Below are 13,608 nucleotides of genomic sequence, written 5' to 3' on the forward strand. Positions count from 1 at the left end.
TTCGGCGGGGATCGCGGGCGGGAAGGTCTGCTGGGAGCCGTTGATGCTGATGACCGGTGATCACCGAGGGGCCGACCCCGGCGGTTCCGGGACTCAGATCGAGCTCGCCCTGCTCGGGGTGCATCTTGTGCCGTGCGGTCTCCAGCAGCGCCGTGAGCTCACCGTCGGTGTGAGCCGATCCCAGGTGCTCGATAACCCGGTCGCGGCCACCAACCCGCTCAGCAATCTGGACCGCGGTCGCGCCCGAGCCAGTCTTGACCTTCCGCACGAACACCACGCGCCGACCCTACCCACCCGCTTAGTGGGTCAACTCGACCAACAGCAAGCCCCTGACCAGCACAAACGCCGTCCCGAATCGCCAGATCGCCCAGAGTGGCACGAGTCAGGTGCGCGCGGGGCACCGCGACGCGTACGGCCGCGGCCCCTGACAAGGGACCGCGAGCCGTTCGTGCGTCTAGACGGATCTCTACTGCGGCACTTGCGCGGCGCCGGTGATGAACGACACCACGTCACTCATCGTGACGTCGGACGGCTTGACGATGCCGGCCCGCGTACCGAGACGGTGGACGTGGATGCGATCGGCGACGTCGAAGACGGCGGGCATGTCATGGCTGATCAACACCACCGGGAGACCGCGTGCGCTGATGCGCTGAATGAGGTCCAGCACGTGTCGGGTCTCTCGCACGCCAAGGGCCGCAGTGGGCTCGTCCATGATGACGACCTTGCTGCCGAACATCGCCGCCCGCGCGACGGCGACTGCCTGACGCTGGCCGCCGGAGAGCGCTTCGACCGGAACGGTGATGTCTTGGACGGTGCCAATGCCGAGCGCGTCGAGCTGGCGTCGGGCCTCTTCACGCATGCCTTTGCGGTCCAGAAAACCCAACGTGCCGAGGAGTCCTGAGCGTCGTTGCTCGCGACCGAGGAACAGGTTGTTGGCGATGTCCATCGCTGAGGCGACGGCCAGTTGCTGATAGACCGTTTCGATGCCCAAGGCGCGCGCTTCGTTGGGGCTGCGGAAGGTGGTCGGGACGCCATCGAGCAGGATCTCGCCTTCGTCGGGAGTGACGGCGCCGGTGATCGCCTTGATCAGGGTCGACTTTCCGGCCCCGTTGTCGCCAACGACGGCGAGCACTTCGCCCGGCAATAGCTCGAAGTCAGCGCCGTTCATCGCCGTGACATGGCCATACCGCTTGACCAGCCCGCGAGCCTCCATGACCGGCACGACCGTGTCGGTGTTCGCCTCGCCCTGCTGATCGTTCGCTGTGGTCGGTGTCATGACTTGACCCTCCTGGTCGCCTGGTCGAACGCGACAGCCAGGATGACGAGCGCGCCAGTTGCAAGGTTCTGATAGTTGCCGTCGATGCCCAGCGCGGTGAGACCGCTGCGCAGCACCGCCACGATGAGCGCCCCGACGACCGTTCCCCAGACGCTGCCGCGCCCACCGAACAGGCTGGTTCCACCGATGACCACTGCGGTGATGCTGTCCAGGTTCGCGGTCTGGTAGGCGTTGGGATCGGCAGTGGGCGTTCGACCTAGCGCCAGCCACGCGCCGATGCCGTAGATCAGTCCAGCAAGGGCATACACGCTGAGCAGAACGCGGTTGACCGCGATACCGGTCAGCCGGGCGGCCTCCGGCGCGTCGCCGACGGCATAGACGTGCCGTCCCCAAGCCGTCTTGACCAACATGATCCAGACCAGCAGGAAGAGCAATCCGGCCACGATCATGCCGACAGTGAAGGGGTAGCGCCCGAAGAGATAGCGCGTCGTGCCCATCCAGCGCAGGATGCCGTCAGGGACGCTCGTGGTCGTGCCGCCCGAGTAGAGCGCGCCGACCGCGGTCACGATCGTCAGCATGCCCAGGGTCACGATGAACGGGGGTAACCGCAGGGAGGTCACCAACAGCCCCGACAGCGTGGCCACACCGACGCACCCGGCCAAACCGACCACGAGTGCGAGCACTCCGTTGAGTCCGCCGGTGACCAACTGGGTCATCAACAACGTGCCGAGCACCAACGTCGCGCCATTGGCCAGGTCGATACCGGCAGTCAGGATCACCAACGTCTGCCCTAAGGCCAGCGTCGCGATCACCACGGTCTGCTGCAGGATCAGGGAGAAGTTGGGAATGCTGGCAAAGGTGTCGGTCGACAGTGAGAAGACCACGATGGCAGCCACGAGGGCGGCGGCCGGCCCCAGAACAGGGCGGCGGGCGAAGAGGTCACGCCAATTAGTACGGCCCGCTGACCCCGCAGTAGTGCTCGTCATGATCAGCCCCAGCAATTCTTCAGGCCCCAGGCGGAGTCCTTGGAGGACATACCGGGGAGCGGCTTGTCGGTGATGAGTTGAGCGCCGGTGTCAACAAAGCCCTTGGGCGTCTCGCCCTCTTTGGCATATTTGATGACAGCCGAAACTCCTTGCTGCGCCATCGTCTTCGGGAACTGCATCACGGTCGCGGCGAACTTTCCCGACTTCACGTCCTTCACGCCAGAGCAACTGCCGTCGATGGCGCCGATCGTGACCTTGTCGGTCAAGCCCTTGTCCTTCAGCGCCTGGTACGCGCCGCGCGCCGCTGGCTCGTTGATGTTGTAGACGACATTGACTTTGGTGCCGACCCGCTGCAGCAGGTTCTCCATCTGCTGCTGCGCCTTGCTCTGGTCACCTTGGGTCAGAGCCGCGCCGATGACGGCCGGTGATTTCGCCGATAATCCCATTCCGGCAAGGAAGCCACTTCGTCGCTGCTTGCCGACCGCCGAGCTGGGGTCAAGGTCCATGGTCACCAACTGGGGCGAGGTCTTGCCCATGCTGGCTTTGACGTACTTGCCAAGGACGCGACCCGCGGCCGTGTTGTCGGTCGCATACGTCGCGCTGACCGCATCCTTAGGGTCTGTCTCGGAGTCAAGAGCGATCACGACGATGCCTTGCTCCTGAGCCTTCTTCAGCGCACCGATGACTCCGCCGGAGTTACTCGGGGTGATGAGGATTCCTTTGACCCCCTGCTGCACCAGATTCTCAATCGCAGCGACCTGGCCATCGTTGTCGCCGTCGAACTTTCCCGAGAGCGCGATCAACTCCCCGCCCTGCTTCTTAGCCTGAGCCCGAGCAGAGTCGCGCAGCTTGACGAAGAAGGGGTTGCTCTCGGTCTTCGTCACCAAGCCAACCTTGATCGGCCCGTCGCCACCGCCATTGCTCTCAGCCAGCGGTCCGTTGGTGGGGACTTTCGTACAGCCGGTGACGGTGGCACCGACGACCAGGAGGAGCGCGACATGACGTCGCGCTCGCGGGGGAGTAAACCTCATGGTTGACCTCGATCGTCCTTCGGAGACCGGCGCCTTCGGCAGCGCTCAGTCACGCCCTTGGAGTGACGCGACTCACACGCTAGGGCGACTCACCACGCAACACCATGCGTTGCGCAACAGATTGCCAAACTCACGTATTTAGCGGAGATTGCCCCTATGCCCACGCCCAGGAAGCGCGTCCGGCTCCGGGATGTTGCCGACCACGCCGGCGTGTCCACGAGCACGGTGTCGCACGTCATCAACGGGACGAGATTCGTTGCGCCAGAAACGCGTACGGCCGTCACCGCGGCCATGGAAGTCCTCGAATTCCAGGCGCCTCGAACCGCTGGGCTTTCCGGTGGCGCGGGCGGCGGGCGCACCGTCGGTCTCGTCGTCACGGGGGCCTCCAACCCCTACAACGGTGAACTTCTTCAGGGCGTCGAGCAGGAAGCCGTGCGCAACGGTTTCGCGGTTATGTTGTGCGATTCGCATGACGACCCGCGTCGAGAAGCGGACGGACTGACCACACTGGTCAAGCACGCCGTCGACGCCATCGTCCTGGCACCCACCGCAGACTGGCAGGAACTCGCGCTGCCGATCTTGCGTAAGCACCAACGACCCTTCGTCTTGGTCGACCGCTCCAGCGAGGTGCGCTGCGACCAGGTCAGCACCGAGAACGAGGCTGTCTCGGCTGCCTTAGTCGAGCACCTCACCGATCTCGGCCACCGCAGGGTGGCGATGATCGCCGGCATCGAGGGAATCTCGACCACGCGGGACCGCGTCAGTGGTTTTCGTGCCGCGTTGACTTCGGCGGGGGTCGACCACGAAGCGGGACAGGTCGTCCCGGGTCACAGCAGCGTGGCCGGCGGCCGGGCCGCAGCGCTTCAGCTGCTGGGTTCGGGCAATCCTCCAACGGCCCTCTTCAGCGGAAACAATGCGATGACCGTTGGCATCCTCTTGGCAATCAACGAGCTCAGGCTGAGCATCCCCGACGGCATCGCGGTCGTCGCGTTCGATGACTTCGAGTGGGCGGACGCCATGACGCCGGGCCTCACCGCCGTTGCGCAACCTTTCTTCGCGATGGGCGCCCAAGCGGTCCAACTCCTAATGCGCCGGCTCACCGACCCGATGGCTCCCCGCCGCACCATCCGCCTCCCCGCGGAGGTGGTTCACCGCACGTCCTGCGGGTGCCCCCGTCTCGACTGTCCGAAGGACCGCTGGTGACCGACCTCGACCTCGCCGTGCGTGATCTCATCCACCACCACCGCCCCGGAGAACGCGTGATCCTCGGCATCGCCGGGGCACCCGGATCGGGCAAGTCCACTGTCGCGGCGCAGATCGTCGCGCGCGCCCAGGCTGGTGGGATCCGGACCGTCTTAGTGCCGATGGACGGCTTTCACCTCGCCCAGGAGGTCCTGGACGCCCGAGGCCTCTCCGACATCAAAGGCGCGCCAGTGACCTTCGATGCCGCGGGTTATGTCGCCATGCTCCAGCGCCTGCGCGAGCGCCCGTCAGAGACGGTCTGGGCTCCCACCTTCGACCGCGCACTCGAGCAGGCGGTCGCTGGGTCCATAGCCGCAGAACCCGACGTGGACCTGGTGGTGACTGAGGGCAATTACCTTCTGCTTCAAGAAGATCCGTGGTCACAAATCCGGAACTTGCTCGACATCTCGTGGTTCTTGGACCCTCCGTCTGAGGACGTACGCCGCGCACGGCTCATCGCCCGCCACGTCGCCTTCGGTAGCACACCCGAGCACGCACAGCGACGCGCGGATGGACCCGACGGCGGTAATGCGGCGCTGGTCGCGCAAAGCCGTGCCCGTGCGGGTTTGGTCATCAACGGCCGATAACCACCGCGCACGGAACCGGCGGACGCGGCTGCGCGTCGGACTCGAGTCGTTCGCCAAGTCTCGTTCGCCAAGTCCAGGAGTCCCCATGCGCCGCACATCCCAGATCACTGCCGCCGTCACAGCCCTTGCCGGCGTGATGACGCTCACCGCCTGCCAAGACACTGGCGCAACGTCCACGGCTCCTACGGAGACCTCCAACGCTTCCTCTGCTGGCGTCACGACCGGATCAACCACGGCAGGCGATGTCGGACCGGACGGTACCGATGCCGGACGACGCGAGCACCTGACCCAAGACGGTGGATATGTCCTTCAGGGCTCGACCATCACCTTCGTGTATCGCAACGGTATGCGCCACGCGGTCGATCTCGGCCAGGACATTCCCGAGGGCGACGTGAGCCTGCCGACGAGCAAAGGCAGGCTCCTGATCAACCAGAGCGGTGCCACCCTGACCACGGCGCGCGGAGTCACGACGGTCAATCGCCAAGGCGTGGGAGCCGTTGCCGACGCGACGGGCGTCGTGCTCGTCGCGGCTGACGGCAGCACTACGTGCGGCAACAGCAAGGGAATCCAGTTCGTCGGCTCGAACGGCAGTAAGGGTGCACTCGACACAGGGGGCTATTTCTATGCCGAGAAAGACGGAACCCAGGTCTCCGGCGGCAAGAGCCCTGCGGTCAACTCACTCGCGGGGCGATTTACCGTCTGCAATGTCGGCAACACCTCGAGTGTCGACCTCTACTCCGACGTCCTGTTCCGCTTCGACAGCGCCGAGCTCACCCCGGCGGGGCGGGCCGTCATCGAGAGCGCAGCCCGCAGCATGCGTACGAGCGTCAAGGGCAAACCGGTCAATCTCGTGGGACACACGGACAGCAAGGGGAGCGCGACGTACAACGAGACACTTGGCAAGCGTCGCGCCGACGCGGTCGCCGCTGAACTCAGTCAGGACATTCCGGGCATCGATCTGCGGGTACGCAGTGCTGGCGAGACGGAGCCGGTGGCCGCCAACGTCACGTCCGACGGCCAAGACAACTCCGACGGACGAGCCAAGAATCGCCGCGTCACGATCTCCTGGACGAGGTGATGGTCACCCCTCGTCCCGCTCAGGGCAGGTCGAGGCCATCCATCACTCGCCACATCCGTCGGTCTTGCGACCGCAAATAGCCCGCGAACTCATCGCCCGCCAACCATGAATCGCTCCATGAGCGCGACTCCATGGCCCGTTTCCAGGCCGTCGAATCCCGCATCTGGCGCACGATATGCACCATCTCGCGCCGTCGGGTGGCACCGATCCCCGGTGGGGCGAGCAGACCGCGCCAGTTGGTGAAGGTCAGGTCGACACCTTCCTCCCGCAGCGTCGGAATGGCGGGAAGGGTGGGTTCACGCCGCGCTCCCGAGGTCGCAAGAAATCGCAGCTGCCCGTTGTCTACCTGCGCCTGGAACTCGGCCATGCCACTCGTGGCGAAGTCGATCCGGCCACCCAGGAGGGCAGATAGCAGTCGCCCGCCCCCGTCATAGGTCCGGAATGACACCGAGCTCGGGCTGATCCCGACCGCGCGGGCCAATTCCATCGCGAAGACATGGTCGGGCCCGCCGGGGAACGAACCACCGCTCACGACCAGCGCGCGCGGGTCAGATCGCCATGCAGCCAGCAGTTGGGGCAGCCGTCGAAAGGGCGAATCCGCCTGGACCACAATGCCTTCCGGCTCACTTAATAGCCGAGCGATTGGCGTCGCATCGGCGACTCGGGCAGCACTCTTCTGCGCATAGGTCGCTCCGATCAAGCCCAACCCCATCGTCATGATCAGGTTGCCGTTACCCCGCTCGTTGAGCAATCGGGACAGTCCGACCGCGCCCCCGGCTCCGATGACGTTGAACACCTCAACCCGCCCGGTGGCCCCGCTGTCCTCGAGCTGCATTGCCACCGCACGGCCGGTCTGGTCATATCCGCTGCCGGGGCTATTCGGGACCATCATCCGAAGCTCGGAGGACGCCCCGCCCGCCCCGCGTGCGCACCCGGCAACGGCAGGTGCCATGGCCAGGGCTGGTCCGGCGGCCAGAAGGCGGCGTCGGGTCAGTCGACTGGTCATGAATCTCGGCCTCTCGTGGTTCGGGTGCTTCGTGGCCCGGCGTACGGTTCGATGGTCTCGCACACATGCCCCGCCGACCCGCCGGATGCCAGGAAGGGGGTGAGGTCGGATGACGCGCCGCGGTCTTCGCCATGGTCCCCGAACACTCGCCGGGCAATTCTTGATGCTTCAACTCGTCGTACTCGGACTCGTGCTGGCCGCCGTCGCGGTGGTGACCGTGCAGCAGTCGACCCAGGACTTCCGCGCCACGCGCAGCACCCGCATGGTGGCGGTCGCCGAGAGCCTCGCGGCAGCGCCACTGGTGCGAGATGTTCTGGCCGAAGACCGCAATCCGCGCCAGCTCGACGGCGAGATCGCGCGCGCCACCTTGTTGTCCGGTGCACGGCAAGTGCTCATCCTCAGCGCGGGCGGCACCGTCGAAGCGGCGTCGGACCCCGCCGCCAACGGCACCGAACCACAGCTGGGATCTCCTGCCTCGCAAGGGCGTTCGTGGACAGGCGACCTCGAAGTCGATGGGCGACGTTCAGTCGGCGGGCAGGCTCCTGTCCTGGACGACAGCGGTCGCACCATCGGCGCAGTCCTGGTCTCCGAGGAATACCCGTCGTGGTGGTCCCAGTTGGTCGGGTCGGCGCCCGACCTGCTGCTCTTCCTTGGCATGGCGGCACTCCTGGGCAGCGCTGGTGCGTATGCCCTTTCGCGCCTGATCCGGCGCCAGACCCGCGGCCTGGAACCGGTCGCGATCGCCAGCCTCGCCGACCACCAAGAGGCTCTTCTGCGCGGCATCCGGGAGGGCGTCGTCGGGGTGGACCGGGACGGCGTGTTCACCGTGGTCAACGCCACCGCGACCGAACTGCTCGACCTGCCTTCCTCGTCCACCGGGAGCGCCGTGGCCGACCATGCACTTCCCGAACACGTCCGTGACTTCCTCACCGATCCCGCAGACAGCGCCAGCACGGTTCTGGTCCACCAAGGCCGCGTCCTTGTGCTCAACCGCCGACGGGCGCTCGACGCCGGGCGGTTCGTCGGGACTGTCACGACCTTTGTCGACCGCAGCGACTTGGTTGCTCTGGAGAGCCAGATCGCGGCGCAGGCCAGCATCACTGAGACGCTGCGCGCGCAGACCCACGAGTTCGACAACCGGCTGCACACCATCTCCGGGATGCTCCAGCTCGGGGCGTACGACGACGTGGTCGGACTGGTCAGCGACCTCAGTCGACAACGCACGGAGATCTCCGAAGCAGTGACCCGCGTCATCCGCGACCCGCGCGTCGCGGCGCTCGTGATCGCCAAGACGTCTGCCGCCGCCGAAGCGGCCATCGAACTGCACCTCGAGCCGGAGACCGACCTTCCACGCCTTGCCCCCGAGCACGCAGCCGACGTCCTCACCGTGCTCGGCAATCTCATCGATAACGCCCTGGACGCCACGCGCGGGCATGGTGGCGAGGTTTCCGTACGCCTGCGCCATCGCGAGCAAGGCAACGTGACCGAGGTCCGAGTCGCCGACACCGGACCCGGCATCGACCCCGCCCACCTGGGAAATGTCTTCCTGCGGGGCTGGTCCACCAAGCCGTCGGACGCGGTCGGACGAGGAGTCGGGCTGGCGCTGGTGCGCGCGGTGTGCGAGCGCCATGGCGGTAACGTCGAAGCGATGAACGGAGACCACGGTGCGGTGTTGACCGCGGTCGTGAGCGGAGCTGGGCAGCCATGACATCCGACGACCGCCGGTCAGGGCCCGAAGGCCCCGATCGGGATGACGTGCACGCCGTCGGGGCGGAGGCCACCGGCGCCGGTGCTGGTGATGACGCCGAGGCAGGACGGCTCACCTTGCCGACTCGTGTCCACCTTGGCCTTGAAGCGCAGTAGTGATGCGGCCGCCTCATCGACGGCCTTGGGGTTGAGCTTGACCTCGAAGGCTCCCCACGAATTGGGTCCGACGCTGACGATGGCGTCGACCTCGTGGCCGTCGGCGTCTCGCCAGGAGTCCACGCGGGCGTCGAGCAGTTGGGCATAAATCCGTAGGTCGCGGATGACGAGAGCTTCGTAGTGGAGCCCCAACGCCTCGAGATCGTAGGTGAGGTCGCTCGTGCCGATGCCGAGCGCTGCGGTGCCGATGGACGGGTCGGCGAAGTAGCGAACCGGCGCAACGCGAAGGCGGGCGCGCGACCTCATGTGGGGAAGCCAGGCCGGGGAGTTGTCGAGGAGGTGAAGTCGATCGAGGGTATTGAGGTACGCGGTCAAGGTTTCCTTGGCAATCGGCCCGCCCTCTCCGCCGACGTCCCTCGCGAGTTCAGCGGCCTTGGTGGCCTGCGCGACGGACCTCCCCAAGGATTCGAGGAGCCGGCGGAGGTTCGAGGGGTCGCGGCGTGAGCCGAGCTTTTGGATGTCGACCTCGACGAGATTGGTGAGGTAGTCACGAAGCCACCGCCGGGCGCTGGCTTCGTCGGCATCGACCAGTTCGGGCCATCCCCCGACCACGATGCGCTTGAGCAGTTCCTCGAAAGAAAGGTGCGTGTCGAGGCCCGTCTGCGGCTGCCCCTTCAGGAGAGCGCGCAGCGACATCTCTCCATTCGAGTGGCCTGACTCGAACAGGCTCATCGGACGCATCTTCATGACGGAAAAGCGCCCTGCCCCTGAGTGTCGCGACGCGTCGTCTGTGGGCGTCGCCGATCCGGTAAGGATGAAAAGACCCTTACCTGGGCGATCGTCCACCTGGCGCCGGACCCGGTTCCAGATCAACGGCGCGACCTGCCACTCATCGAACAGGATCGGAGTGGAGCCTTCGAACAGCCGATCCGGGGCAAGGTCCAGCAACTGGCGAGCCCGCTGGTCCTCGTCGAGACGGATGACGGTCCGGGCGTGCCGGGTCGCCGTCGCGGTCTTGCCGCAGGCCTTCGGGCCCTCAATCAGGACCGCGCCGATGTACCCAAGTCGCTCCACGAGCTCCTGGTCGGCGATTCGAGGGTGGTAGGTCTCCATGGTGTCATTCTACCTTTTGCAGAAAATCTAACTGTCTTTCTGCGGAATGAGCGTTCGACTCTTTGTAGTGTGCGAGGGCCATGGCGGTAACGTCGAAGCCATGAACGGAGACCACGGTGCGGTGTTGACCGCGGTCGTCAGCGGAGCCGGGCAGCCATGACATCCGACGACCTGCGCGTCCTCATCGTCGATGACGACACCTGGATCGCGGCTCTCCATCAGAAGTTCGTCGAACAAGCCGGTGGGTGCGTCGTGGTGGGCCTGGCACATCTTGGCGCCGATGCCCTGCGACTCGCCATCGACGAGCAGCCGGACCTCGTCCTGCTCGACATTCATCTACCTGACCGGTCTGGACTTGAGGTCCTCCGCCAAATGCGCTCAGCAGGAGTCGCCGCCGACGTCCTGATGGTGACGGCTGATCGCGAAGCCGAAGCCGTCCAACTGGCTCGCGCTAGCGGAGCCACCGGGTACCTCGTCAAGCCATTCACCCAGGACGAACTTCACGAGCGCCTGCGCGAAGTGCGCCGAGCCCGCAAGCGCCTGCTCGGCCTGAGTGCCGCAGCCCAACCCCAGCAGGCGGATATCGACCGGGTCTTTGGCGTGGCGTCGCACCAGCCGGTTCCTGCGCTCCCCAACGGACTCAACCGCACCACCGCGGACCTGGTCCTCAAGGCAATCGACGAGGGTGAGTTATCTGCGACCGAGTGCGCCACGACGCTGGGTCTGGCCCGGGTGACCGCACGTCGCTACCTGGAGTACTTCGTGGACAGCGGCATGGCAGTCGCACGCCAGCAGTACGGCAAAGTCGGCCGACCCCAGCGTTACTACACCCGCGCCTAACTGCCAGCGCGGGTCGGCTCAGGGCCGTATCGATAGCACCGGACAGGGCGCGCCCAACAACACCTGCTGGGCGATGGAACCCAGGACCAATTTGCCGACCGGGGTACGACGGCGCAAGCCGATCACCAAGAGGTCCGCCTCGAGTTCGACGGCCGCCTCAATGATCAGCCTCGCGACGTCTGGGCCCTCGAGCTCTCGGACCTCGTGTTCCACCCCGGACGCGGCGACCTCAGCCGTGACTTGTTCCCAGGTGCGGTCGGCGGCGCGCCAGGGATCAACCATGCGGTCGCTCTTGGCTCCGTGCACCACCACCAGGCGCTCACCGCGCGAAGAGGCTTCTTGGATACCTCGGGTGAGGGCGGCGTCGCCTGCATCATCGGGCGCGTAGGCCACTAATACCGTCACAGTTTCCTCCTCGCCGGCGAGTCCCGGCTGACAGTGGTCATCTCAGATTTGGACGAGTTGTGGCCCATCGGACCACGGCAGCACGCTGCGTGACTAGCGTTGTGCCACGAGTCGGTCGGCCCCGCCGCGACGATGGCTGGGAGTCGCTGGCTCGTGCAGGAGCTGAAGACGAGGAAAAGGAGTTTGTGGTGACGCAGGACAGCAGCGCCAAGACGTACGCCCCTGACGAGGCATTCACAGCGCAGGCGGTGGGTCAGTCCACCCTGTTCGACGATGCCGAAGCCGACCGCGAAGGGTTCTGGGCCACGCAAGCTCGCGAGCGCATCAGTTGGAGCACTGACTTCGACCAGACCCTCGACTGGAGCAACGCCCCATTCGCTCGGTGGTTTGTCGGCGGCGAACTCAACGTCTCGTACAACTGCGTCGACCGCCATGTCGAGGCAGGCAACGGAGAGCGCGTCGCGATTCACTTCGAGGGCGACCAGGGCGACACCCGCACCATCACGTACGCCGACCTCCAGCAGGAGGTCAGCAAGACCGCCAACGCCCTCGCCGAACTGGGCGTCGGCAAGGGTGACCGGGTCGCGATCTACATGCCGATGATCCCTGAGACGGTCTTCACGATGTTGGCGTGCGCAAGGCTGGGCGCACCGCACTCCGTAGTCTTCGGCGGGTTCGCTGCTGACGCGCTGCGCACCCGCGTCATCGATGCTGAGGCCAAGGTCGTGGTCACCACCGACGGGCAGTGGCGCCGCGGCAAGCCCGCACCGCTGAAGGCAACGGTCGATGAGGCACTGGCCGTCACCGAGGGCAAGGAGGACGCCGACTCAGTGACGAACGTCCTGATCGTGAAGCGGACCGATTCGCCGGTTGACTGGGTCGAAGGCCGCGACGTCTGGTGGCACGAGTTCGTCGACGGTCAGAGCGCTGAGCACACGCCGGAGCCGATGGACTCCGAGCACCCACTGTTCATCCTTTACACCTCCGGCACCACCGGGAAGCCCAAAGGCATCCTGCACACCAGTGGTGGCTATCTAGTGCAGAACGCCTACGCCAATGCTGTCGTACACGACGTCCACCCCGAGACCGATGTCTATTGGTGCACCGCTGACGTCGGTTGGGTGACCGGCCACAGCTACCTGGTCTATGGCCCGCTCGCCAACGGCGCCACTCAGGTGGTCTACGAGGGCACGCCCGACACCCCGCATCAGGGACGGTGGTGGGAGATCGTCCAGAAGTACGGCGTCTCCATCCTCTACACCGCGCCCACGGCGATCCGGACGTTCATGAAGTGGGGCGATGACATCCCCGCGAAGTACGACCTGTCCTCCATCCGGGTACTCGGCAGCGTCGGAGAGCCGATCAACCCCGAGGCATGGCGTTGGTTCCGCGACCACATCGGCGCAGGCAAGGCCCCCATCGTCGACACCTGGTGGCAGACCGAGACGGGAGGCATCATGATCAGTCCGCTGCCGGGAGTCACCACTCTCGAGCCGGGCTCGGCGCAGCGTCCGATTCCTGGCATCAAGGCCGAGATCCTCGACGACGAGGGTCAACGACTGACCGACCCGGGCGCCGTGGGATACCTGGTGCTCACTGAGCCGTGGCCCGGAATGTTGCGGACGATCTGGGGTGACGACGAGCGCTACAAGGACACCTACTGGAGCCGCTTCGGGCCGGAGTTCTACTTCGCCGGCGACGGTGCGCGCTACGACGAGGACGGCAACATCTGGGTCCTAGGCCGCGTAGACGACGTGATGAACGTGTCCGGCCACCGCCTCTCAACAGCCGAAATCGAGTCAGCGTTGGTCAGCCACCCCCGGGTTGCCGAGGCCGCCGTCGTCGGCGCGACCGATGAGATGACCGGCCAGGCCGTCTGCGCCTTCGTGATCCTGCGCTCGGAGGGCGCGGATGCGGGCGGCGCCGAGGGCGAGGAACTCATCCAGGAGTTGCGCAGCCACGTCGGCAAGGAGATCGGACCGATCGCCAAGCCGCGCCAGGTCATGATCGTCCCCGAGTTGCCCAAGACCCGCTCGGGAAAGATTATGCGGCGCCTGCTGAAAGACGTTGCCGAGAACCGCGAGGTGGGCGACGTGAGCACGTTGGCCGACTCCTCGGTGATGAATCTCATCCAGGACGGCATGGGCAAGCCCGCCTCATAAGACACGCGGCGCACCGTCG

Annotated in this window: 12 protein-coding genes and 1 pseudogene; 6 read left to right on the forward strand and 7 right to left on the reverse strand. The window is 66.0% G+C overall.

The features are described from left to right. Positions 1-52 precede the first annotated feature (52 nt). The 4 genes and pseudogenes from F562_RS21375 to F562_RS0112005 form a co-directional block, all read right to left on the reverse strand. Positions 53-277: pseudogene (locus tag F562_RS21375) on the reverse strand (IS1634 family transposase); the annotation flags it as partial. 189 nt (positions 278-466) lie between these two features. After that, positions 467-1,276 carry an ATP-binding cassette domain-containing protein gene (locus F562_RS0111995; RefSeq protein ID WP_018157211.1) on the reverse strand — a complete coding sequence of 270 codons (810 nt, stop codon included), beginning with the start codon at positions 1,274-1,276 and terminating at the stop codon, positions 467-469. Continuing rightward, the gene (locus F562_RS0112000) at positions 1,273-2,262 is read right to left on the reverse strand and encodes an ABC transporter permease (RefSeq protein WP_026181229.1); all 990 of its coding nucleotides are present in this window, start codon (positions 2,260-2,262) and stop codon (positions 1,273-1,275) included. Before F562_RS0112000 ends, F562_RS0111995 begins: the two co-directional genes overlap by 4 nt. 2 nt (positions 2,263-2,264) lie before the next feature. Next, positions 2,265-3,293 (reverse strand): substrate-binding domain-containing protein, encoded by a 1,029-nt coding sequence (locus F562_RS0112005; protein ID WP_018157213.1) that lies wholly within the window; start codon positions 3,291-3,293, stop codon positions 2,265-2,267. A 156-nt stretch (positions 3,294-3,449) separates the two neighbouring features. Between F562_RS0112005 and F562_RS0112010 the strand changes: the two genes are divergently transcribed. The 3 genes from F562_RS0112010 to F562_RS20240 all read left to right on the forward strand — a co-directional run bounded on the left by F562_RS0112010 (position 3,450) and on the right by F562_RS20240 (position 6,200). After that, the gene (locus F562_RS0112010; protein ID WP_018157214.1) at positions 3,450-4,496 is read left to right on the forward strand and encodes a LacI family DNA-binding transcriptional regulator; all 1,047 of its coding nucleotides are present in this window, start codon (positions 3,450-3,452) and stop codon (positions 4,494-4,496) included. After that, positions 4,493-5,122: a nucleoside/nucleotide kinase family protein gene (locus F562_RS0112015; RefSeq protein WP_018157215.1), complete on the forward strand. Its 630-nt coding sequence runs from the start codon at positions 4,493-4,495 to the stop codon at positions 5,120-5,122. Before F562_RS0112010 ends, F562_RS0112015 begins: the two co-directional genes overlap by 4 nt. An 85-nt stretch (positions 5,123-5,207) precedes the next feature. Then, positions 5,208-6,200, forward strand: a complete 993-nt coding sequence (locus F562_RS20240) for an OmpA family protein (protein WP_018157216.1) — start codon at positions 5,208-5,210, stop codon at positions 6,198-6,200. A gap of 19 nt (positions 6,201-6,219) precedes the next feature. Here the strand turns inward: F562_RS20240 and F562_RS0112025 are convergent, their stop codons facing one another. After that, positions 6,220-7,206: a Bug family tripartite tricarboxylate transporter substrate binding protein gene (locus F562_RS0112025; RefSeq protein WP_018157217.1), complete on the reverse strand. Its 987-nt coding sequence runs from the start codon at positions 7,204-7,206 to the stop codon at positions 6,220-6,222. Positions 7,207-7,315: 109 nt separating this feature from the next. Here F562_RS0112025 and F562_RS0112030 point away from each other — a divergent pair, with 109 nt between their 5' ends. Then, positions 7,316-8,914: a sensor histidine kinase gene (locus F562_RS0112030; RefSeq protein WP_018157218.1), complete on the forward strand. Its 1,599-nt coding sequence runs from the start codon at positions 7,316-7,318 to the stop codon at positions 8,912-8,914. 17 nt (positions 8,915-8,931) lie between these two features. On the opposite strand, the gene F562_RS0112035 is transcribed toward F562_RS0112030, so the two are convergent. Continuing rightward, entirely contained in the window at positions 8,932-10,182 is a 1,251-nt protein-coding gene (locus F562_RS0112035) for an ATP-binding protein (RefSeq protein ID WP_018157219.1), read from the reverse strand. Positions 10,183-10,338: 156 nt separating this feature from the next. Between F562_RS0112035 and F562_RS0112045 the strand changes: the two genes are divergently transcribed. Then, positions 10,339-11,022: a response regulator gene (locus F562_RS0112045; RefSeq protein ID WP_018157220.1), complete on the forward strand. Its 684-nt coding sequence runs from the start codon at positions 10,339-10,341 to the stop codon at positions 11,020-11,022. A gap of 18 nt (positions 11,023-11,040) precedes the next feature. Here the strand turns inward: F562_RS0112045 and F562_RS0112050 are convergent, their stop codons facing one another. Continuing rightward, a complete protein-coding gene (locus F562_RS0112050) occupies positions 11,041-11,427 on the reverse strand; it encodes a universal stress protein (protein WP_026181230.1) in 387 nt (128 codons plus the stop codon). Positions 11,428-11,612: 185 nt separating this feature from the next. On the opposite strand from F562_RS0112050, the gene acs reads away from it, so the two are divergent. Continuing rightward, positions 11,613-13,589, forward strand: a complete 1,977-nt coding sequence (acs, locus tag F562_RS0112055) for an acetate--CoA ligase (RefSeq protein ID WP_051080237.1) — start codon at positions 11,613-11,615, stop codon at positions 13,587-13,589. Positions 13,590-13,608 lie beyond the last annotated feature (19 nt).

Source organism: Demetria terragena DSM 11295, assembly GCF_000376825.1.
Classification (GTDB): domain Bacteria; phylum Actinomycetota; class Actinomycetes; order Actinomycetales; family Dermatophilaceae; genus Demetria; species Demetria terragena.